Source organism: Haladaptatus sp. DYF46, assembly GCF_021083305.1.
Classification (GTDB): domain Archaea; phylum Halobacteriota; class Halobacteria; order Halobacteriales; family Haladaptataceae; genus Haladaptatus.
Window position 1 is genome coordinate 44,530 of the sequence record NZ_JAJFAY010000007.1, and the last position, 20,404, is coordinate 64,933.

A 20,404-nucleotide genomic window follows, 5' to 3' on the forward strand; every position below is an offset into this window, starting at 1 on the left:
TCGTGAGGACTAAGCATACAGCAACATATCATAGATATAATGAATCAACGATTCCATATTTCAGTGGTCACAATACTGATGGTGATACTCTCGATGACGAGCGGCTGTCTGTCGCTTGATCCAACTGTAACTCTTGATACTGCTGATTCCACCGTCTTCAAGAGTACATCTACGACTGATACAGTTGCAGTAGGGAAAGTCGATACACGGGTTATGCTCACTAATGAAGCAACGACCAGCGAAGGGGTGACGCAACTGAACGTGATTGATGCGACAGGCAAAGCAGTCTATAAGACTCCTGTTGAAAGTGGCGAGACGACTGTCACACTAATGCTCCCGACAACTGGTACGGTGACAGTTGTTGCAGTCAATACAGTCAATGGAACGGTTGTCGAAACGCAAAACGCAACGATCACCGGAGATTCAGTGATTTAAGCACCTATACTTCCCCGTAGTGTTTCTTTGCGTGGTGATCTTTAGGTTAATACTCTCGATAGATAGAATCAGAGATCAACAGTAAAGACAAGCGGTCACTGTGGCAAGAATGTCATCACAGTAACACTCAGGAACAGTGCGTAAAACTCATCAATCGTACCGCTGCCGCTTGGTTTTCCGGCCTTGTTGAAATCCTTTGAGAGTAACACGTTCGGTCGAGAATCGTCCATCAATGGACGACCTTCCGAAATCGGATCTGCTCAGATTCGTCAAGCGGGCGGTTGCGCTTGCCAGTCGAGCAGTCGCTTGCTATTCTTCAAAATTCTCGAAGAAGCGGTACACCCTGCGTCAGCACGTGTTCTTGCTCTGTCTCAAAGTGAAGAAGACGACCACATACCGTGATCTTGTTGACGAACTCATCGAGATGCCCCGCATTTGTGACTCCCTCGAACTCGATTCTATCCCTGCCTCCTCAACGCTCTGCAAGGCGTCCAACCGATTGGAGATGGCCGTCTGGCGTGTCCTACTGACCATCTCAGTCGCTGACCTACCACTGAGCGGTGTCACCGGCATCGATGCGTCTGGGTTTGGACGAGCCCACACCTCAGTCCTCCACACGAAACACGGGACAACGACGGAAAGGACTGGCACCGGTCAGGATTATAGAACAAACGGCTCGGTATCAGTGGCCCGCAGAGTGACAGTCGCCACTCTGAGCATAAAGGCGGTGAGGATAATAAACGGTGCCAGGGCGACCGTGAACGCGGCGGCCACAAAAGTCAGGAGCGGTGAGAGGCCAAGTATCCATATTTGCGGGAGGATGTTCGCGTTTATAGCCAGAATCGTGGTTGCGGTTCCCAAGATGGCTGGGAGCGAGACAATTAAGAGCGTTCGTGACAACATTGAGAACTCTCGTCGATAATACAACGTCTTGAAAAAATGGCGTCCGGTCGTGATTAGTTCGAACGCGCGGATGAGCCTCTCGAACCGATCTTCACCACTATCAGAGAGCACATCGGTATACGCCAGATGCAATACACGCGACCGTTCCATCAACGGGCCAAGATCTAAATCAAGCCCAAGCCATAGGGCACTGAACTCGCCCCCACCCGTTTGATCAACGGACTTCTCAATGTATTCGATGGTCTGGAGAATGGTCTCGATGTGTTCTCTGATTTCCTCGGCATCCCTCCCGTCAAGCTCCTCTGTAACCGTCTCTAAGTCGTGTGCTCGATGGTTGATAACTTCGACCATCATAGAGAGGAATGAAGCCGGGTCCATGTCCATGGGGCTACGCTCGGTGTCTGTCAGATGACCTATTTCGCTGCGGAACTCTAGCGTGCCTCGAAGACGATCTTCCTGTGCACCGATAGAAATGATATCGTATGATAGGGCAAATGAGTTGATCGATACGACGATCGAGACCAGCAGGATAATCCCTCCCAGGAAGGTGTTGAGAACCGTCTGAACGGCAGCGGTCTTGGTGAGGAGTCGTTGCATTTCGAACGGCCAAATCGTGCCAATTCCGAGGATAGCGACGAACGTCATCGTGAGAAGCGCCCCGGTGACGGCATGCCGATTCCCCTCCAAGAGTACCCATTGTGCCAGGCTGACGCCACGTCTCCCTGATGGATCCGGGAACCACCCTCGCCAGCCTCCGGATCGGCTCATTTTATCACCCGGATGAAGCAGGAAACAAGTACTGGTTTGACCGATGGAGATTGATTCGAAGCACCCATACACCGATATGATCGCTGCCTATCCATTTAACCCACGGCATTGTTATCGCCTCGGACTTGATGGGAATAGGGTCAGAAGGGACGGGCGATAACTAAATTCGGGTCTGCTTTCCTTCGGCATCCGGTGGAATGGAGTGGAACCTCAATGATGAATACGCGCCCTCGGCCTTGTTTAGACGCGGTGCAGATCGTCCACTACGCGCTTTCTCCAAACAACGAAATCGGGTCGAGAGGCACTCATGGACTGGTTCTGTTCACCCGATATAGCCACTAACCGACGCCTACAGGCGCGTCTAAACAAGGCCCGTGCCCTCTATTCAGCACGTGCTCAACGAACTGTCCGCGACTGAGAATTTCGACAGAGCCGGTTTTCCTTATCTAAACAGTGCACTTCAGACGTCCTCGGAATGGTGCTGATCGATGTGTTCGCGGAGCTCGTCTTCACTGTCGAACGTTTCATGGCAGAACTGGCACTCGTTATCAGTTGCCGTAGGGTTGTCTGGGCTCACACGATAAATCCGCTCTCATTATGTTTATTCATTTTGGCACTGGCTCTCTTAGTAAGTATGTCCTTAATTATGACCATATCTTCATCCAATTTTACAGAAAATCCTCGGCCATCGATACTCTTGTCTCCCAGGCATAAGCCTGCGAGTGGTGATAAGAAGGTGACTCATTCACTTGGTCAACTTCGCGAACTCTTGACCCTGCTAGGCATGGATGTGTTTATGTGGTATAAAGCTGCACCGGACTGCGCCTAGTCATGGTCCTCAAAGCGTCCAAATGGACAGAATCGTATTCTCGGCCGATTTTGGGTTATCCTAGTGCCAGGCCGAAAGAAAAGTGTCAATGGCCGCTCTACCACACAATCCAACGGTCGGTGGTATAGTGGCTATGATGGTTAGCTTATTCAAGCAAGTGCTCACAATAGGGGTAAATTCGATGGCGTGGATGGATGGGTCGTTCACAGTGGAGACACTCGGTATCATCAGCGGTCTCATCCATCATGGAGGTATCATGGGCTATAAGGATTCAACGGTGGTTGCAACTGCTGTGTTGAATAGCGGTCTAATCGGGTGATATCATGGAGTAGAAGGATGAAGACGAGTAAATCGGCTCTTGTCTATGGAGGTCGATCTCCTCGGCTTCGTTGAGCAGTGTCGGCACCTAGCCAAACAAGCGTTAGGGAAGCACGCGGGCGAGCCCGCCAGCGGCGGGTTCGCCCGCTGGGTCCATGTCGTCCTGCACTGTCTTCGGCTCGAAGAAGACCACAGCTACCGCGAAACGCCGAATCGGCTGAAGTACATGGCTGAGATCCGTGACGTACTCGGCTTAGATCGGGACGATCTGCCAGAGTACACGACGATCTACAAATCATTTGACCGGCTGAAAATGTGGGTGTGGCGGGCGTTGCTGCGCGTTTCAGCGCAGCAACACCCGCAGTCTGGTCACGCAGCTCTCGACAGTACGTTCTTCGACCGCCGCTCAGCCTCCTCGTACTACCGCCAGCGGTCTGGAAGCGACGTGCAGACGCTGAAAGTGACGACATTAACTGATGTAGAATCGCTCGCTGTTCTCGACGTGCATATCTCAGCACGGTGGAAACACGATACGAAGACTGGGCCGCAGGTCGTCCGCCGGAATGCGGACGACCTGCTGTCCGTCTCAGCTGACAAAGCCTTCCACAACTGGCACACCAAGTACGAATTCTACGCGCTCGGTGTCGAACCGCTCATCTTACAACGTGGATCGAGATCACTCACGGTAGGACATAATGCGCTTATCCGGGCAAAAGGCTATTCACAGCGCTGGATGGCCGAAACTTCCTACTCGACGACGAAGCGCTCGCTCGGCGACGCCGTGCGAGCGCTGGGCTGGTATCGACAGTTTCGTGAGATCGTCCTCATGTTCGCCATCGCCAATATAGAACCGCTCTGTGAGCCACTCTAACCGTGATTCAGTAGCTATTCAACACGGCAGTTGCAACAAGTTCTACTAGTACTGCTTTCAGACGCAGACTCTTTAATGGAAAATGCAGATACAATATCAGCTCTTCGCTATGTAGAGGTTCAAAAGCACTCCCAAAATCCCACCTCGTTGGAGAGCTCAGAGAATGGATGTCATAATTGTCTTTTAATGAAACCTGTACTGTTTGTCCTTGATTCTCGCTGCGACTCATCCGGTGTAGCAGCCACCACCTTATTGCAACTCGCGATTCTATCATAGCCGTATGAGTGATGATCGATCTCCCGTGGAGGAGCGAGCAAAAGGCGGTGAACTTGGCGATTTCGATGAGTTTCTCAAAGAGCAAGACTATCCAGTGAAAAGCAGTGAATTGGTTTCTAACTATGGCGATCACGAAGTTGAGTCAATGAATGGCACACAATCCATTGAAGAAGTGCTGAGTTCAGCCGACGAGAAAACATACGATTCCGCAGACGAAATCCGAGACGACATACTAAACCAATTAGATAGGGGAGAATAGACGTCTGGTGAGTAGGACTGTTTGGTTAGATATTGCCCCTATCATTGGCTAACAGCTGATTGGTATGGAGTTCACCGCAATCGACCGGCGGTGTTGCACAACTGTATTGATATCGTCGCCTTGGAAGATTCCTTCTTCGGACCGACCGTTGCGGGCGAGCGCCGTGATGCGGTTGGTAGTGTCGAGTTTGAGTATGACGAGTATCGTGTTGAAGTGAGTAGTAATGGCTGGGTTTCAGTGTATGGACACCCCTGAACACCAGAACTGATGTCGTGCAGTATATGAGTGAATAGCCAAAATAAACGATTTACGGCGACTGTCATTGATACCGGAAAGTTCGGAGATGGACTACTGTTTTGCTGCTGAATCAGTCGCTTGACGTTGAGGATGCTCAGTACCATACGGATGGCCAGTTTCGATGAGATGATCGAGTGCTTCGAACGTCACGGCCTATTGCGATTTACCCTGTGACGTGCTGGCTGTCCATCGGCAGACGTTGCAGTAAAGCGTCTACTCGTCAGTCATTGGGCTGAATACGTACCTTCCGAGCAGGCGTGATTTCAATGTGGCACCCAGCGTAGTCGAACTGGACGCGTGGCGATGATCGCGTATAAATGAGATCGAGCGCGTCTGGATCCATAACAGTATAGAATGGTGGTAAAAGGCCCGCTGGATCACAGCCTTTCATGTCGGCAACTTCTCGAATGACGGTCTGGCTGATCGAGGTGGATGGTGATCGACTGGGACGTGCTGGCTCAGTCAGCGGCTATGACGATGGGGAGTTGGTATCGAATTGAGGGCCTTTTTTCACGATATTCTCATCGTGATCCCAGATGACAAAGCCATGGTCTACTAATGTAGCGAGATCAGTATTGCGGTGGTCAAGCCGAAACTGTGCGACATCTTCGTCGGCCGATGGTGGGTCGTCATGTGGCATGCACTACCACTTGCCACGCATGTCCGTAAACCCAGAGTACTTTCGAGGCTACTAGACGTGTGATTAATCGGGTGAATTCAACACCCAAATAGTCGGTTGCTGGAACAGTTGCTATCGACTGTGGTAGTTATGTCATGGACTTCATATACCTGAATGAAACGATCTGAGAGATCCACTGCCGCTCATCGAGTTATGGGGAAAAGGGGTTGGAGCAAGCGATCTCGATTTTAAATGAGTACTTTAAACGCTGAGCACCCGTGCATGACAGATGTAACTCCAATAAGTAGATTCATGCGTTTTTCGCCAGCTCCGGCAATTTGCCGTTGATAACGATCTTCACCAACAAATCCAGTAGCTATCAGATTTGTTGGGTAAGATCAGGCGTTCGTCTGTCGAGTTTCAGACTAGGAGTCAATCTCTTTCAGTGAGAGAATACCTGTATCTCTCACTAATTCTCCGTTAGAGGTTACGACCTGTGTTCTCATTGCCGGAGATATTTGGGAGAACTTCCTTGAGGATTCCTTTGGTTCCTCGCCGAAGACGCTCGGAAAGCGCTTGGTGTGAGACGCCAAGTTTCTCGGCCAATTCTGATTGGTCAATCACCCGCGGGACGTCGTAGTAGCCGTGTTCGACGCCCAGGGCAAGGGCTTTTTGTTGGCCGTCGGTGAGATCGAACCGCACCCGCTGGGCGCTATCAGCATCATAGATCCGGGCAACATCGAGCGAGAATCCGTGTTCTTTCGCAAACTGACTAACTGCCGAAATCTTGTTCTGCTCGGGGAACAGTACACGAAGAGTCCACTGGTTGCCGTGTGCCGTTGCCCGCTGCACGGTTGCGTCCTGTTCGAGCAGCATATACGCGATGATTTGGGTCTTGTAGACCCATTCCATTCGGTAGAGCCGTTCGTCTTCGAGTTTGGTGAGCAGCTCGACATTCCCAACACTTGGATCGTCTTCGAGTACTTCTGTCAGCGTCTCAAAATCACCGTTGGATGCCCAGACAAATGGCAGTACATGTTCTGTATCGTGTGCGACCACCCGGTCGATTGTAAACACCATCTCGGGCAGGCGCTCCAATGTCTCGGATAATGCAAATTCCTCCGCCGGAATACTGAATTCCGTGATCGTACTCATACTTCGTGTGGTTTTCGGGGGCTTATGGGCGTTATGGGCGGCAGAGCTCTAGCAAGTGCCGCGATCACATATCCCGTGAGAACAGAGAGAGACACACACTACGAACCCCACGATTTGGAGGCGGCTATCAAAGGTTTCTGCTTAAGCAGTCGCTGTTGAATCCGTTCTGACCACGGAGCGTGATTGAGGAACCCAGTTGGTGTAATGCTACAGGTACTCATCGGGGAGTTCGCCACCGTAGTTCTCCAAGAGATCGGACACTGGGGTGATGGCGTCGAAAAAGTGTCCTTAACTGAGTGACAACCTGTTCCCAGCGAAAGAGACCGACGAAACCACCACGACCAAAATATACTAGAGTGTAACTCAATTTCTCACATAATGTTCCAGGAGAACCACGCCCCAGACGAACCCAGCACGCAGACCTGATGTGTCCTAACTATCAACCACTACGTGCCAGTTCAAGACCACCGATGAATTCACGGAGCTTACCCCACCCATGACGATGGATTCGGCTGAGACCTCCAAGGAAACGGCGATCTTCACCTGGTGCCTCGACGAGTCAGAAGACGAGTGCTTCGAGTAGAATACGCTGTCACCCACTTCCTCACACATTCTTTAAGGACGTGAGGCCACTAGCTAAGATACCAGAGAATCACCATGACTGCACCCACTACTACATCCGCAAGCACTGGTCGACCTGGTGAACCACCAACCCGTCACCTGAAGTCACTCACTGAGCGGATTATCGAGGCGGTCGCCGATGCAGCCGATACCTCGCCTCATGAGCTCCCGCCGCTCTACGACGTCGTCGATCCAGAGGCATTGAATCATCTCTTCGCGTCAACCTATGAGGGGGAGACGCGAGCAGCCGGCCAGGTCACGCTTGCGTATGCCGGTTATGAAATTATCCGAGAAAGTAAGGAGAGTGGAAGCGATTCAGAATCGGGTTCTATCGAGAAGGGGCGCTGACTCAGAATGAAATACTGTGTGGTCTGTGACTGGTCGATAAGTACCGATGAGGGATATTCCAAGACCGAGTGTAGCGATCGTGCCATCGATCATTATCTCACCACTGGGCACGAGATCGATTCAGATAGTCGCTCTCTGCCGACGCAGAACGCGACTCCCTCTCAGACTCCCTCACCACAATTGACGATCGATGGATGCGATGGGTTGCAAGATCGAACCGGCTATGACCCCATGACGGAGACATATCACACCCAACACGACTGGACGGGCACTGACTCACTCGGTGTCACCATCCGCAAAGCCGTTGCGGCACTCACTGGCAAGGAGCCCTCCGACAGGAGCGCCTTGTCCAGCACTCTTGACCCGAACGCACTCAACGCACTGTTTCACCCCGCCAGAACTGACAATTCTCGTCCTGCTGGGCGCGTCTCATTCACTCTCGATAGCCACGAGGTGACCGTTCATGCGGACGGAGATATTAGCATTTCTCCACCCGGAAACCGCACCATGGACGCCAGCAGGACGACGCTAAGCGAGGGAGGCGAAATGGCCTACAAGACGAGGGATAACCCTGAAACTGACACGCATCAGGCACAATACGACTGGGCTACGTCGGACTCACTCAGCACCACCGTCGTCTCGACGATTGCAACGGTCGCTGGCAAGGAACCGACGGAACTCAAACCACTCTTTGACCAGCTTGACCGGGATGCCCTCGATGCGTTGTTCCAACCAACGGACGACGCGCTTCGAGTCGGCGGACAGGTCGCATTCATCCTCGATGACTATCAGGTAACTGTTCACGCAAACGGCAAAATCGTCAGTCAGGACGCGAACGAGACGTCCTCCCTCCTTACAATAGAGGACTCAAATGGGAAGTGACTGTCAATTACGGGAAGTGCTCGACTCTGATCCAGTCACGCCACTTCGCTCCCGCAGCACTTTGTCTCTGGCACTGAAGAGAGTGACCAAGTGGTAGCTGGGTCACGTTCACGCATGTTAGATATCACATGACGATCACCAGTAATTGCATGAGCGACAGTAATTCGCTCGACGAACATAGAGAGTAGCTCCGTCAATCTTTGAGGCGCTGGTAGTGGCTGTCCGGTCAGTGTGTATACAATACTATCCGTGGGCATCTATTCCGACCTCAAAGCAAGAGCAGCAATGAAGGCAGCGTTCACCGGTTATTGATTGTCACCCTCCTTACTTCGGAGTGAGCCACCACACTCTCCACACCTGTAGTTCTCGGGGTGTTTGACGACTTTCGAGCGCTGGTAGCGCGCAAGTCGCCCATTGCATTCGGTGCAGATTACCCACCAGTTCGGCGATTTGAACCGCTCGCAGTATTGCGTAGCGTCGAGAGTATCCGTCCAGCGGGTGAACGTCTCACCGTGATCCGCTTCGCCGAACTCATGGTACTGCCATGCGTGAATCAACTCGTGGCGCACCGTCGAACTGAACTGCTCCCGGCCGTGTTGCTCGAACGCGTCCCAGCTGAGCCTGATTGTGATCTCATCTGTATCAGGGTCGTACTTGGTGACGCCTGCCCGCCGTTTCGCCCGGTGGGACACGTCCCACCCAATCGCCTCAATCGGCAGATCGGGGAAATGCTCAGCGGCGACGTCCGCCGCGTGTGCTTGCGCTCGGTCGAGCAGGGCGCGCTCAGTCGTCGGTGTATCGTCTTCGCGTTCAGTCGAACCATCCGCGCACTCGGTCAGCGTTCGCTGGGTGACATCTGACAGCGTCGTTTGGCGTGACATAAATAGGAAAAAGTGAGTGGGCTAGCAGCAGTCGGTGAGTGCGCCCTTACGGGTGGCTTCCGCCCCACAGTCCTCACATGTCCAGTAGTTGTGATCGACGTTGCCGTACGTGTCGTAGCCGGTGTATGGGCCACTGATACGCTCGTCGTCCGATGGAAACGCCTCAAGCGTCCCGTCGTCCGTCGCGGTTTGGACGGCAGCCATGTGTTTGCAGAACGCACTTCGGTGAACGTGGTGCGGGCAGGTGCACGCCATCACGTCGCCGGTCACGTCGTCCAGCGTCACGACGTAGTGATGCTCAGTGAGATAGTCGTAACACTATGTAATAGTATTATCAATATAAGAGAATAAACATTGGAGTGTACCGCTAGTTCAAACGTGGCTGAATGGTTGCGAGAGTCTTCTCTGAGCAAACAGACTGCAGACTATTTACTGCCGATCATTTTTCGGACAGAACTCATCATGTTAGTCGGGTTTATGCGCTTTTCCATCCGTTTTTGGTTGAAGTAGCTCGCAAATGCGAGGAGCGTCGGTGGCCACAACCCAATGAATATCCCCCGAGTTCTGTTGCCACGGATGAAGAATTGATACCAAGACAGGCCAACGGATGCGAGAGCTGCGAGTACGATTGGATCCTGTACGGATTCACCTGCTGCTTTTTGTTCTGGCTGTTCCCTCATTTCTTCTTGACTTTCACCCATCATTCCGAATATAGTGACTATCGACAGTTAGTTAACTATAGTGGCAATTGATTTCGCAATATTACTTAGATGATTTGTGAGCTATTATCGTTGAGATTCACGAAGGATAAGCGGGCCAATCGCAAGCGTTCGTTTGGCAACGGGGGCAATCCGAAGAATGTAGGAGGTAAACAAGAGGAAGGGAATGAGCGTCACCGTAAACGCCCCACTCACAACCCATGTAATAATGGGAATTGAAAGGAATGTACCACTGAACGTTTCTGCTCCAACGAAGGTCAGCATACCACCGGAAACGATGAGCGCTGGAATCGCTGCATACAGAATATATTGGGAGAGGTTAACGAGCGCCCACTGGAAGTACAGCGTCTTAATGTGCTCTCGAGCTGGTCCAAACATGGCTAACGCTGTCTCTAGATCATTGAAGGCCAGTTGTTGGTTTTCACTCAGTGAATCAGAAAACTCGTCTACCATTCGTTCGACTTGGTAGATCTTCCACCCATAGTTAAAATTCAATGCCGAAAATAGAACATCAAAAGTTCCGAACTGGGACCCTTCGAGCTCGTCTTGGACTTCTTTCGCGTTTCCATGCAGACTATCGACGAACTCGGATACTTGGCGGATTAGTTCATCATCGTCGTTCTCCCCGACCAGGCGATCGAGAACTTCTGCTCGTCGCTCAGTTTCATTCACGAGTTGCCCAAGAAATTTTGAAGGATCGGCTGGGACGACAGAGTTGAACAAGTCTTTGGTGTAGGTGCGAAAGTCCATCGCATCACTCATTCGTTTACGCTGGTCACCTAATGGCCCGTTTTCTTGTGAGAGAACAAGCTGGCTGATTGTAATGACCAACGTTGTTCCGGTGACGATGACACCGATCATCGCAGAAAAGATCGTTTCAATTGTGTCGGTGGATTTGATTTCGCTCGGGAGCGATGGATTGAGCGTGAGACTGAAGACGAGAAATGAAAGGAAGACAACAAGAGCAAGTAATCCAGTCAGAAGAAACCGGTTCATCCGAAAGAGGACCCATATTTTGAGCCGACTCTCTTCGGACCGTCCGCGCATCGTATTCGCAGTCCCAATATCGCTGTCGTTGCTACTCATTCATTCCTCCATATCTGCGTCCAGCGGTCGTTTTAGAACGAGGTACTTCGTGCCACCGCCCTCATACTCAATCGTATCGACGAACTCCCAACCCTCGGCGCCAAGTTCGTTGAGTTTGTCCGTTGGATCACTCGCTTCTTTCTGTGTTTCTTCACGTGGTGGTCTAAGGCTGCGGTACTCCCATTGAGTAGCGTTCTGGGCACACATCGGTATACTCTTCGAGTTTTTATCATATTAGCTTCATTCAGAAGTCACCATCATGAAGAAGAACGTATTCAACAGTTAGAGAAACTTTATTAAGTTATTAGTTTATAAATTTCCCAAAATTTATAGAAGAAACGACACAATTGCAAGAACAATAAAAACGATCACGAGCCATTTTGCCACCTCCATCGACAGGCCAGCAACACCTCTCGCTCCGAGGACACCGGCGATGATTGCGAGGACGAAAAACGCGATTGCGAGTTCTATGATTGCCATAGATAGTATATAAGATATCCAAGTAGTTAACCACCTCGCCAAGACCGAAAACCAGCACCAATCGACAGTAGAATGTGTATCATTCCAAAGGAGAGAGTGAGGGAGTAACTCGGTGAGTCGAGAGCATAGAAGATAGATGAATACAGCAAGGATACTACGATTAGGTGTATATATTTGGGTTCTGGTAACGCAGGTTAAGCCAGTGAATAGCTTCTAGATGGATGTTATGGGGGAAGATTCAGACGAGTTCAAACCAGAGGGGGAAGAGGAACGCGAGGTAAGTGAAAAAGCTGCATACGATCGCTCTGAGATGCTGTCGCTACTCCAGCAGTACTATCGTGGCGAGATGTCTCAGTCAGCGACCTTTCTTGGCCGACTCGATTTGACTGTTGATTGGGCGATTGCGGTTGTGACAGCGATTCTTGCATTATCATTTGAAAGCAGAGGGTCTTACTTGCTTCTCATTGGAATGGTTGCGCTCTCCATGTTCCTGATTTTTGACGTACGCCGGTATCGGATGTACGATGCCTATCGGGCACGAGTCCGTCTTATCGAAGAAAACGTCCTTGCGAACGCATTCGACCCGGAAGGAGTACCACTTACGAATTGGCGCGAAGAGATCGCGAACGATCTAAAACATCCCACGTATAAAGTCTCATATATAGAAACACTAGCTCGGCGCCTCAAGCGGATTTATCTGCCATTGTTGGTACTGCTTGGTCTCGCCTGGCTCTTCCGTATCACCATCTTTGTCCCTGATGAAACATGGAACGAAACAGCAGCAATCCCTGGTATTCCTGGTGAAATTGTCGTCAGTATCGTCGGAGTTTTTTATGTAGTCTTATTTGTGCTGACGTTCTGGCCGCGTGAGCGGAAAGCGAAAGGCGAGTTCCATGGGAAAGCATCAGACACGTGGAAAGAAGCAGATTGATTAATTTACATCTCTATTTCCGTTGGATCCGTCGAATCGTTAGGCACGCACTGGAACATTCGCCTTGGGTGCTTCAGTCGAAACTTCCAACAATTGTACAGATGGGTTATCAGGCGTGTATTTGTACAATTACTGACCAGTAAAAATGATACAAACATCCGAAGAATAACAAATGAGACACACAATGAATGTTTAGAGAAAGTAGAAATGCACTGATGAGGTATTTCTATACCAATGGCCGGAACGATTGTCGAAGTGACTTTTCCTGCCGAACAATTTGCGCTCGAACATACACTCAACACGCTTGAGACGGTGACCTTCGAAGTTGAGCAAATAGTCGCAACCAATCCGGACAGCTTGATGCCGTTCATTTGGATTACCACGACAGATCGTACTACACTCGAAGAAGCGTTTGCTGCTGATGAGAGTGTGGCTGACTTTCAGCTGATTGCCGACTTCGAGACAGAATATTTGTATCAACTCGAATGGATCGACCGTATTGAGCATCTCATCCGAATCCTCGTGACTGAAAAAGCGACAGTCCTTGCTGCGAGAGGGCACAAAAACGCGTGGCATTTGCGACTATTGTTTGTTGATCACGATTCAGTCACACGTACTCACGAGTACTGTCAGGAACACGGTATCGACTTTGGAATCGAGAATATTCAGGAGTTCAGCAACCAACGCGGCGATCAATTTGGCCTAACAGCGACACAGCAAAAAGCACTCCAACTTGCTGCCGATCGTGGGTACTACTCGATTCCACGTGAAATCACGACTGAGGACCTCGCTGAAGATCTCGATGTGAGTCACCAAGCGCTCTCTGAGCGCTTGCGGCGCGGTCATGGTAATCTAGTCGATCATCTGCTTGGTACGGGTGATGAGACAGCAGAATCCACAGAGACGGCACTCACCGAACCAGAACGGAAAACAAGTACAGACTAACGAATACGCCGTCGAAATCACGAATCATTTGCAGTAACCGGATCAAGAGAGACTGTTCTATCACCGGAGACTGTGATGTGATAGCCACAGTATTGGAAGGTCACCTTCCCGTGGCGTTCGCGACCTGCTTGAGTTGGTGCGAACAAGTTGTCGAGTGCATCTTAGTAGGGAGGGCTATCATAGCGGGTCTCGTGGCCAGAACCTACAGTAGTTAGAACGTAATACGGTAGAAAATGCGAGAGCTTCATGTTCGAATATCTGATGAGTATTTCGACGATGTCATGGCTGTCCTCGATAATTACGATGTCGATTGTATCATAATAACAGGAAACGAGGATAAAACCCTTATTTTGTGTCCACTCCCAACAGCGGCGGTCTCTCCAGTTCTCGATGACCTACGGCAAGTAGGCATTGGCGATGAATCGTACACAGTCATGACAAAGGCGGAGTTCGTTGAAACGCCAAATTTTACCGATCTTCGTCAGCAGTATTCAGCTGCTGTCCGAAAACTCGCAAAGTCCGAGTTGCACGCCAAAATCAGAGATATCCAGTGGCCATATCAGTTGTACTACCTTGGTACCATTTTGAGTGTTATCGCAGCGGCTGCCGGACTCTTACTTGATCAGCCAGCACTCATCATCGGTGCGATGATAATCGCTCCACAGGCAAGTTCAGCTCTTGCAGCACCTGCAGGAATACTCTTGAGTGATTGGGAGTTATTCGTCGATAGTGTTAAAGAGCAAATTCTTGGTCTTGGTCTTGCAATTATCTGCGCTGCTTTATTCGGTTGGCTCGTTCGCTGGACAGGCTTTGTTCCACCCGGGTTAGTAATCACACAGGTCGAATTAGTGGGTGTCCGGCTCTCACCAACTTTCCTTTCGACAGTCGGTGCCATAATTGCGGGTATTGTCGGTGCGTTTGGCTATACAACTGAACAATCAACGGCACTCATCGGTGTGATGATTGCTGCAGCACTGATTCCCGCAGCTGCAGCGGTTGGTCTCGCAGCTGCGTGGACGGCCCCAGTATTCGGCCTCGGTGCATTTCTCCTCTTATTAGTGAGCATTCTCGCGATCAATCTCGGTGCTTTTCTCACGTTGCTCGCAATGGGATATCAGCCTGACTGGCGAGCTGCAGACCATTCCTTTCGCGAGTCGATTCCATCCGAACAGCGATTGACTGTGTACGGCACACTGCTCTTACTCTTAGTAGCGACGCTTAGTACCGGGTATCTTACTGCAACGAATATTGTCTTTGCCCAGTCTGTGAATCAGGAAATGGAAATGACACTCGATCAATCGGCGTACACGGATCTCTCACTCTCAAGCGTACAGACGGCGTATGGTGGGCCGAGTTGGCGAGCAGAACCAACGAACGTAACTGTGCGAGTGAGTCGAACCTCTAATCAGGAGTATCCAAATCTCACAAAGCAGTTGGAAGGGCGGATTGAGCGTCGAACAAATCAGGATATCCAAGTTACCGTCGAATTCACCGAATCACAAACAGTCGATTCTACATCATTAGCGATGAGGAAAGGAGTATTGTTGATATTCTCGGGGTATCGTGTTGGGATTCATACAAATCGTCAAAATTTGAATCGGTAGTAGAATCCGCACTAGACAAAATCAATAGAACTAGGTTTTATAGCTCCAGTATCGACTAATTTCCCTAGTTCGTTGCTAGTTTATATGTTATTAAATAGGACATGAACAAAAAGACTAAAGCAAGGATCAGGTTGACAGTGTTCTACGACTCATCCTCATATATGGCCAGCACGGGAAGTCATTCAGGCCGTCACACTCGCACTCGGCAGGTTCGGCATCGTCTTCATTATCCTCCGAAGGGAATGCGTCGAGCGAGCCGTCATCAGTCGCGTTCTCGACGGCAGCCATGTGTTTGCAGAAGGCATTGCGGTGGACGTGGTGCGGGCACGTACAGGCCATCAGTTCGTCAGTCACGTCGTCGATGGAGACAGTGTACTGGTGCTCTGCGGGGTTGTCGTGGCTCTCGTTGGTGACTTCAACGAGTCCGGGGGCTTGGATGTCGAAGAAGAACCGTTCGGTCTGTGCGCGTTTCTGTGCCGTCTCGTCAGCGTCACGGGCTGCGGGAATGTTCAAATTAAAGTATCAAAGTACTACTTGAACCAGCCACATTGTCCCATAGCCAAGACCAATTGCGAGCACTAGTGAACCGAGCCACGCCAGCACAGTATAGAGCATCTTCTGTGTGCTCATACCTGCACCACCAACCACAAACCCACTCCCCACAACTGCGCTGACGATGACTTCGTTAAACGACACTGGTATTCCGAACAAGACTGCTGTCTGAGCAATTGCAAACGAGGGAATCAACGCGGCAATCGACCGACGTGGACCCAGTGATGAATAATCCTGTGCGATTGCTTTAATCATTCGAGGAGCACCCATCCACGAGCCTGCTACCAACCCAATACCGCCGAATATCAGTAGTACGATTAGTGGTATGGTGATTGAGAGCGATGCATCGTTGAATGCCGCAAGTAAGGGACCAACGGCAAGTCCAACCTGGCTACCACCTGCCGAAAATGCGACAAGCCCGCCGAGTGCTAAAAGAAAATGTTGTTGAGCCGCTTCGACGTCAGAGTTGAGGTCCCAACGAAGAAGGATTGTGAGAAAGAGCGCAAAAAGAATTGAAACAACTACTGCTCCGATGGTCGGTGCCACTGGAATTTGTGTTGCAATAGTCGCGGCAATCGATGCACCACTCGGAGCAGATCCCAGAAGAGTAAACGGAATATTTGCCAGAATAAGGCCAACAACGCCACCGAGAACGGGAATACTATAGCGCTCCGGGATATTCTCATTTCGCAATAGTCGAGCTGTGAGGTATGCGATACCACCACCGACGAACGGAATGAGTACCCACAAGGTCGCAATCTCGATATACGCAGGCCAAACAGGGGTCCCACCAAGGGCTAATCCGACACCAATGACAGCACCGGTAACCGTGAACGCTGTTGCAATCGGATAACCTGTGAAGATACCAATCACAACGAGGGCTGCTGCGAGTAAGAGAAGAATTGTCGCTGCTGGTGCAGTAAGTGAAATACCACCAACCAGGCCAGTCCCAACTGCATCTGCGACATTTGCCCCTTGAAGCACGGCACCAGCGAATCCAAGAATACCGACGATAAATCCAGCTCGCATTACGGAAATAGCACGAGCCCCGACTGCGGGTGCGAATGGAGTTGATCCCGACGAACCTGCGCCAATCGTCCACGCCATAATAAAGCTTGCACCACTAGCAATAATGAGAAGTAGTAATTGTCCGGGATCGACCATATCCAAATTATCCGTTCACTGATGAAGAGTATTTGGTTTGCGCCCGAAGGCAAAAAGAAATATTGGTCTGTATGTTGTATACCTGTCGGATACCATGAAATTGCAATTGGGGGAGACAGACGTAGAGGAAATGAAATGGGAGATTGATGCAGAATTGGCAGAACTCGAGTTCGAGGTTCAGGCGTATGAGACGTAATCTGTTAGCGCTTACGGCAGTCCGAACAGTACCCGTCCTCCAGATAGGTTGCAAGCACTGACTCGCCACAGCCGGCACACTCAGCAATAATCTCATCGAGTTCATTGTCATCGTTCGTTTTGGCCATTGTCTTCGTCACCTTCCTTGATTTGCTTCGTGCGGATGAGAACCACTTCGAGCTGTGGGTGGCCCCGATAGCGAATCATTTCACTGCGAGTGTCGTAGTCGATGAGACCGGTATCTTGTAGATGAGGAAGAATCGCGTGGTGAAGTCGAACTCGAAGCGTGTCTTCCTGGTTGATACTCTTTTCCGATACAGTTCGAAGATATTCGATGAGTTCATCTGGTGCAACCCCTTCTCCATCTGCTTCAAAAACGAGGTAGTAGAGGGTAAATCGTCGGAAATCGTCCGCAAGGAGAGAATAAACGGTGTCATAGGAGAGGTCTGCAGTGACGAGCATGTCGCGTGCGCCATCGGGAATGGGTTCGTCCGATGGATCTGGCGAATTCGAATTCATCGTGCTTGGTAGAAGATCGGTTATCGTGAACTGATAGCATTCATTTGAATGGAGTTTATGTTGAGTGTTTATCCATCACCGTACTTTTGATGAGCGAGTACAAGCCACGCCTGAGTCGTCGCGCAAACGATTGGCCGGTGATTCCCACTGCCTCTCCTAGTTCGCCGAGTGATGTCTCACGTGGGACATTGAAGTATCCGTCTGAGAACGCATATTCGATTGCTTCCCGCTGTTTGTCGGTGATTCCGTACTCTGCGGCCGATGGTTTGCCTGGCTTCCACACGCGCTGAATCTCGAGTGGAATGTCGTAGTCTGCACACGTTTGTTGAAACGCCGAGAGATTCCCGTGATCTGGCCCTCGAACGGTAAATCGCCAGGTTTCATTGGTTCCGGTTGCCCCCTCGACGATGAGATCGTGCTCACGAAATGCGGCGAGCATGTGATCGATATTCCTCGTCCATTCGATCTGGTACAGTTTCTTCTTTGGCCCTTTATCAAGCGGAATAAGGCTTGCAACGCGCTCATCAGCTCGCACTGATTGTTCAAACGCGTCTTGATCAGCCGTTTCCGCCCAAAAGTACGGGACAAGCGTTTGTTCAATCGGGACGAATTGGGTCAACTCGATAGAAACGTCACCGCCATTTTGCAAGACGTTGCCCAGAATGAAGCGATCGGTTGGGACGATGAATTCGACGGTAACGGCACTCATTGGCGTGCCTCCTGAGAGCTCGGAATGAATAAACTCGAATGGGTGTACCGTGGGAAGAATCGTGAGGCAACGGGCGTTTCAGCTGTCACCTGATTTGTCGATGGTGGTGTCATGGTGGTGTGACCGTTGGTGCAGAACACATGGGTACTCAATCATGCACCCTGTGGAGCGACTACACAAAGAAACGGGGTTACCGAAACACACCGTCGGAGTTCATCATTTCCTCCATCAATGGAAATGAGCGCACATAGTGTACTAGTGAGTTCTGTGCCAACTCTAGTCAGAGCATCCCGATAAGTGTGGCGTCTCATACCACTGCGGCACAACACAATCGTATACCATTGCCTCGTGAATCGAACTCGGCATCGTGAACCGAGTAGTGATCGAAAGCGGGTGGCACTCACTACTATCTGCCTGCCACATCCAGTACGAACACCCGGTAGGCAGCTCGTCCAAAGACCCACGACTGATTTGTTCAATCCTGGGTCTCAGGACGCCAGATTGGACCCCAGAGGGATTGGTGTGAGCGAGGTGGGAGAGGCGTGTACGAGCGCGCACACACGGGAGAATGGGTGGTCTCAATATAATGGGTAATCGCAGCATTCGTAACGGCCGCGCGTGAGGTTCCATCAGCGGTACTAGCAGACCACTCACAGACATCACAATAAAGACTGTACGGGTTAGTCATTGCGTCTGGAGAGTCACCCTCCGGGCTGGTGTGATTTCAATGTGGTAGTCAGCATAATCGAACTCTATGCGCGGTGAGGCCCGTGCGTAGATCGCATCAAGCGCATCGGGATCAATCACATCGTACAGCGGTGGGGCGATCATTAACGGGTCGCATTCTTCGGCGTCGGCGACTGCTTGAATTACGAGTTCACTCATTGGTGTGTGTGGTGAGCGGGTGGTGCGAGGCGGATCGATCGGCGGCGTTTGTGTGTTGGTGTCGTCCATTGGATTTCTCGGAAGTGGTTTGTGATGGTTTATCGTGGTGGTTCGACGAGAGTAAGGGGTATGAGCGGGGTCCTCGGTGTGTACAGATGAGTATAGATGTTCCCGTGGGGTAAGGATGACTCTCAGGCTTAAGGGGGGTTGTCATGAACACCCATCTCTTATAAGTGAGACTGAATGTCTAAGTACCAGCGAGCATACACTGAACTGAGCTACTCTTTTGGGGGAGAAAACAGGACTTCAGCCACTAATGTGGTAATCCCGCGGCGAAGCCGTTGGGACGCTGAATTCCCACTGATTCCAAGTTCAGCGGCCAGGTCTTCCAGTGTGCTATCACGTGGGATATTCCAAAAACCACGCTCGTAGGCCGTTGTAATGATCTCGCGTTGGTCGGTGGTCAACTGGCCCCCCTCGTCTGGAAGTGTGGGATTGTAGAGCCGGCGGAGGTCAATCGCAACGCCGTGCTCGCGGCATTGAGCTAAAAACTCGGTGAGTGCTTGTCGAGTCGGGAATTGCAGCCGGAACTCCCACGCATCGACGGTACCCTCTGCCACCAGTATCTCGGTATCTGTCGCGAGCAAGGGTTGGACGAGATGGTTAACGTCCGCACTCCATTCGATCTCAAACAGGAAGCGACCATCCGCTTCAGTGAGCAATTGGACGTCCCGTGTGAGTGGGTCATTGTGGAGCGTTGCTTCAATGGCATCGTGCTCCCCGCCTTCGACCCAAAACAAGGGTATAATCCCTGATTGGAGTGGAACGAGGCTTTCGAGTTCGACCTTGATGTCAGGGTATGCTTCGAGGAGGCAACCGAGGGCGAACTGATTGGCGGGTACCGTGATATCTGTAATGATCATCGGAATCTTTTGATGAATGAGGGTGAGTGCGGTGGGTCTATTAAGCGCGTCGCTACAATTCATATCTCTCTTGGGATTAGTTGTGTGGGCTGCTGATTCAGGCTGTGTACTACCCAGGCCCAGAAGTCAACCTTGTTGCATCAGTTTCGGCTCTTGCTTGGTGTGTCACCACAGGTAGCAGAGCGAGTGTGGACAATGAAGGTGAAGGGTATCGCTCGTGAATCCGAATC

General features: G+C 50.9%; 21 protein-coding genes and 2 pseudogenes. 9 read left to right on the forward strand and 14 right to left on the reverse strand.

The window, feature by feature from the left end:
* Positions 1-39: 39 nt before the first annotated feature.
* Complete coding sequence (locus LJF34_RS23480) at positions 40-435, forward strand: hypothetical protein (protein ID WP_231188304.1); 396 nt, start codon at positions 40-42, stop codon at positions 433-435.
* A gap of 232 nt (positions 436-667) precedes the next feature.
* A pseudogene (locus LJF34_RS23485) lies at positions 668-1,057 on the forward strand (IS5/IS1182 family transposase); the annotation flags it as partial.
* Between the two features lie 38 nt (positions 1,058-1,095).
* Here the strand turns inward: LJF34_RS23485 and LJF34_RS23490 are convergent.
* Positions 1,096-2,106, reverse strand: coding sequence for a hypothetical protein (locus LJF34_RS23490; protein WP_231188306.1), 1,011 nt, complete (start codon positions 2,104-2,106; stop codon positions 1,096-1,098).
* Positions 2,107-3,023: 917 nt separating this feature from the next.
* Here LJF34_RS23490 and LJF34_RS23495 point away from each other — a divergent pair.
* The 3 genes from LJF34_RS23495 to LJF34_RS23505 all read left to right on the forward strand — a co-directional run bounded on the left by LJF34_RS23495 (position 3,024) and on the right by LJF34_RS23505 (position 4,659).
* On the forward strand, positions 3,024-3,254 hold the full coding sequence (locus LJF34_RS23495) for a hypothetical protein (RefSeq protein WP_231188307.1): 231 nt from the start codon (positions 3,024-3,026) through the stop codon (positions 3,252-3,254).
* Between the two features lie 45 nt (positions 3,255-3,299).
* Entirely contained in the window at positions 3,300-4,124 is an 825-nt protein-coding gene (locus LJF34_RS23500; protein ID WP_231188309.1) for an IS5 family transposase, read from the forward strand.
* A gap of 280 nt (positions 4,125-4,404) precedes the next feature.
* Entirely contained in the window at positions 4,405-4,659 is a 255-nt protein-coding gene (locus LJF34_RS23505) for a DUF5789 family protein (RefSeq protein WP_231188311.1), read from the forward strand.
* 1,396 nt (positions 4,660-6,055) lie between these two features.
* Here LJF34_RS23505 and LJF34_RS23515 read toward each other — a convergent pair.
* A complete protein-coding gene (locus LJF34_RS23515; RefSeq protein WP_231188314.1) occupies positions 6,056-6,730 on the reverse strand; it encodes a bacterio-opsin activator domain-containing protein in 675 nt (224 codons plus the stop codon).
* A 1,476-nt stretch (positions 6,731-8,206) separates the two neighbouring features.
* Between LJF34_RS23515 and LJF34_RS23520 the strand changes: the two genes are divergently transcribed.
* On the forward strand, positions 8,207-8,581 hold the full coding sequence (locus tag LJF34_RS23520; protein ID WP_231188315.1) for a HalOD1 output domain-containing protein: 375 nt from the start codon (positions 8,207-8,209) through the stop codon (positions 8,579-8,581).
* A 305-nt stretch (positions 8,582-8,886) separates the two neighbouring features.
* Here LJF34_RS23520 and LJF34_RS23525 read toward each other — a convergent pair whose 3' ends face one another.
* The 5 genes from LJF34_RS23525 to LJF34_RS23545 form a co-directional block, all read right to left on the reverse strand.
* Positions 8,887-9,462 carry a SprT-like domain-containing protein gene (locus LJF34_RS23525; RefSeq protein WP_231188317.1) on the reverse strand — a complete coding sequence of 192 codons (576 nt, stop codon included), beginning with the start codon at positions 9,460-9,462 and terminating at the stop codon, positions 8,887-8,889.
* A 21-nt stretch (positions 9,463-9,483) separates the two neighbouring features.
* Positions 9,484-9,747, reverse strand: a complete 264-nt coding sequence (locus tag LJF34_RS23530; protein WP_231188319.1) for a hypothetical protein — start codon at positions 9,745-9,747, stop codon at positions 9,484-9,486.
* Positions 9,748-10,247: 500 nt separating this feature from the next.
* Positions 10,248-11,267, reverse strand: a complete 1,020-nt coding sequence (locus tag LJF34_RS23535; RefSeq protein ID WP_231188321.1) for a hypothetical protein — start codon at positions 11,265-11,267, stop codon at positions 10,248-10,250.
* On the reverse strand, positions 11,268-11,474 hold the full coding sequence (locus LJF34_RS23540; RefSeq protein ID WP_231188323.1) for a DUF4177 domain-containing protein: 207 nt from the start codon (positions 11,472-11,474) through the stop codon (positions 11,268-11,270).
* A 120-nt stretch (positions 11,475-11,594) separates the two neighbouring features.
* The gene (locus LJF34_RS23545) at positions 11,595-11,747 is read right to left on the reverse strand and encodes a DUF1328 domain-containing protein (protein WP_231188324.1); all 153 of its coding nucleotides are present in this window, start codon (positions 11,745-11,747) and stop codon (positions 11,595-11,597) included.
* 226 nt (positions 11,748-11,973) lie between these two features.
* Between LJF34_RS23545 and LJF34_RS23550 the strand changes: the two genes are divergently transcribed.
* Positions 11,974-12,678, forward strand: coding sequence for a DUF2270 domain-containing protein (locus LJF34_RS23550; RefSeq protein WP_231188326.1), 705 nt, complete (start codon positions 11,974-11,976; stop codon positions 12,676-12,678).
* Between the two features lie 234 nt (positions 12,679-12,912).
* Entirely contained in the window at positions 12,913-13,623 is a 711-nt protein-coding gene (locus LJF34_RS23555; protein ID WP_231188328.1) for a helix-turn-helix domain-containing protein, read from the forward strand.
* A 17-nt stretch (positions 13,624-13,640) separates the two neighbouring features.
* Here LJF34_RS23555 and LJF34_RS23560 read toward each other — a convergent pair.
* A pseudogene (locus LJF34_RS23560) lies at positions 13,641-13,772 on the reverse strand (HalOD1 output domain-containing protein); the annotation flags it as partial.
* A gap of 84 nt (positions 13,773-13,856) precedes the next feature.
* On the opposite strand from LJF34_RS23560, the gene LJF34_RS23565 reads away from it, so the two are divergent.
* Positions 13,857-15,227 (forward strand): TIGR00341 family protein, encoded by a 1,371-nt coding sequence (locus LJF34_RS23565; protein ID WP_303646686.1) that lies wholly within the window; start codon positions 13,857-13,859, stop codon positions 15,225-15,227.
* A 126-nt stretch (positions 15,228-15,353) separates the two neighbouring features.
* Here the strand turns inward: LJF34_RS23565 and LJF34_RS23570 are convergent, their stop codons facing one another.
* The 6 genes from LJF34_RS23570 to LJF34_RS23595 all read right to left on the reverse strand — a co-directional run bounded on the left by LJF34_RS23570 (position 15,354) and on the right by LJF34_RS23595 (position 20,237).
* Positions 15,354-15,740 carry an SWIM zinc finger family protein gene (locus LJF34_RS23570; protein ID WP_231188332.1) on the reverse strand — a complete coding sequence of 129 codons (387 nt, stop codon included), beginning with the start codon at positions 15,738-15,740 and terminating at the stop codon, positions 15,354-15,356.
* 9 nt (positions 15,741-15,749) lie between these two features.
* The gene (locus LJF34_RS23575) at positions 15,750-16,943 is read right to left on the reverse strand and encodes an inorganic phosphate transporter (RefSeq protein WP_231188334.1); all 1,194 of its coding nucleotides are present in this window, start codon (positions 16,941-16,943) and stop codon (positions 15,750-15,752) included.
* 303 nt (positions 16,944-17,246) lie between these two features.
* Positions 17,247-17,600 (reverse strand): hypothetical protein, encoded by a 354-nt coding sequence (locus tag LJF34_RS23580; protein WP_231188336.1) that lies wholly within the window; start codon positions 17,598-17,600, stop codon positions 17,247-17,249.
* 112 nt (positions 17,601-17,712) lie between these two features.
* On the reverse strand, positions 17,713-18,366 hold the full coding sequence (locus tag LJF34_RS23585) for a helix-turn-helix domain-containing protein (protein ID WP_231188337.1): 654 nt from the start codon (positions 18,364-18,366) through the stop codon (positions 17,713-17,715).
* A 684-nt stretch (positions 18,367-19,050) separates the two neighbouring features.
* Positions 19,051-19,320 carry a HalOD1 output domain-containing protein gene (locus LJF34_RS23590; protein WP_231188338.1) on the reverse strand — a complete coding sequence of 90 codons (270 nt, stop codon included), beginning with the start codon at positions 19,318-19,320 and terminating at the stop codon, positions 19,051-19,053.
* Between the two features lie 209 nt (positions 19,321-19,529).
* Positions 19,530-20,237, reverse strand: a complete 708-nt coding sequence (locus LJF34_RS23595) for a helix-turn-helix domain-containing protein (RefSeq protein ID WP_231188339.1) — start codon at positions 20,235-20,237, stop codon at positions 19,530-19,532.
* Between the last annotated feature and the right edge of the window lie 167 nt (positions 20,238-20,404).

Coding starts and splice junctions, on each gene's coding strand:
- LJF34_RS23545 (WP_231188324.1), bottom strand. CDS start 11,747: ATGGCAATCATAGAACTCGCAATCGCGTTTTTCGTCCTCGCAATCATC.
- LJF34_RS23490 (WP_231188306.1), bottom strand. CDS start 2,106: ATGAGCCGATCCGGAGGCTGGCGAGGGTGGTTCCCGGATCCATCAGGG.
- LJF34_RS23520 (WP_231188315.1), top strand. CDS start 8,207: ATGGACGCCAGCAGGACGACGCTAAGCGAGGGAGGCGAAATGGCCTAC.
- LJF34_RS23590 (WP_231188338.1), bottom strand. CDS start 19,320: ATGGACGACACCAACACACAAACGCCGCCGATCGATCCGCCTCGCACC.
- LJF34_RS23480 (WP_231188304.1), top strand. CDS start 40: ATGAATCAACGATTCCATATTTCAGTGGTCACAATACTGATGGTGATA.
- LJF34_RS23575 (WP_231188334.1), bottom strand. CDS start 16,943: ATGGTCGATCCCGGACAATTACTACTTCTCATTATTGCTAGTGGTGCA.
- LJF34_RS23500 (WP_231188309.1), top strand. CDS start 3,300: ATGGAGGTCGATCTCCTCGGCTTCGTTGAGCAGTGTCGGCACCTAGCC.
- LJF34_RS23525 (WP_231188317.1), bottom strand. CDS start 9,462: ATGTCACGCCAAACGACGCTGTCAGATGTCACCCAGCGAACGCTGACC.
- LJF34_RS23550 (WP_231188326.1), top strand. CDS start 11,974: ATGGGGGAAGATTCAGACGAGTTCAAACCAGAGGGGGAAGAGGAACGC.
- LJF34_RS23595 (WP_231188339.1), bottom strand. CDS start 20,237: ATGAATTGTAGCGACGCGCTTAATAGACCCACCGCACTCACCCTCATT.
- LJF34_RS23505 (WP_231188311.1), top strand. CDS start 4,405: ATGAGTGATGATCGATCTCCCGTGGAGGAGCGAGCAAAAGGCGGTGAA.
- LJF34_RS23540 (WP_231188323.1), bottom strand. CDS start 11,474: ATGTGTGCCCAGAACGCTACTCAATGGGAGTACCGCAGCCTTAGACCA.
- LJF34_RS23535 (WP_231188321.1), bottom strand. CDS start 11,267: ATGAGTAGCAACGACAGCGATATTGGGACTGCGAATACGATGCGCGGA.
- LJF34_RS23580 (WP_231188336.1), bottom strand. CDS start 17,600: ATGCTCGTCACTGCAGACCTCTCCTATGACACCGTTTATTCTCTCCTT.
- LJF34_RS23495 (WP_231188307.1), top strand. CDS start 3,024: ATGGCCGCTCTACCACACAATCCAACGGTCGGTGGTATAGTGGCTATG.
- LJF34_RS23565 (WP_303646686.1), top strand. CDS start 13,857: ATGCGAGAGCTTCATGTTCGAATATCTGATGAGTATTTCGACGATGTC.
- LJF34_RS23585 (WP_231188337.1), bottom strand. CDS start 18,366: ATGAGTGCCGTTACCGTCGAATTCATCGTCCCAACCGATCGCTTCATT.
- LJF34_RS23515 (WP_231188314.1), bottom strand. CDS start 6,730: ATGAGTACGATCACGGAATTCAGTATTCCGGCGGAGGAATTTGCATTA.
- LJF34_RS23555 (WP_231188328.1), top strand. CDS start 12,913: ATGGCCGGAACGATTGTCGAAGTGACTTTTCCTGCCGAACAATTTGCG.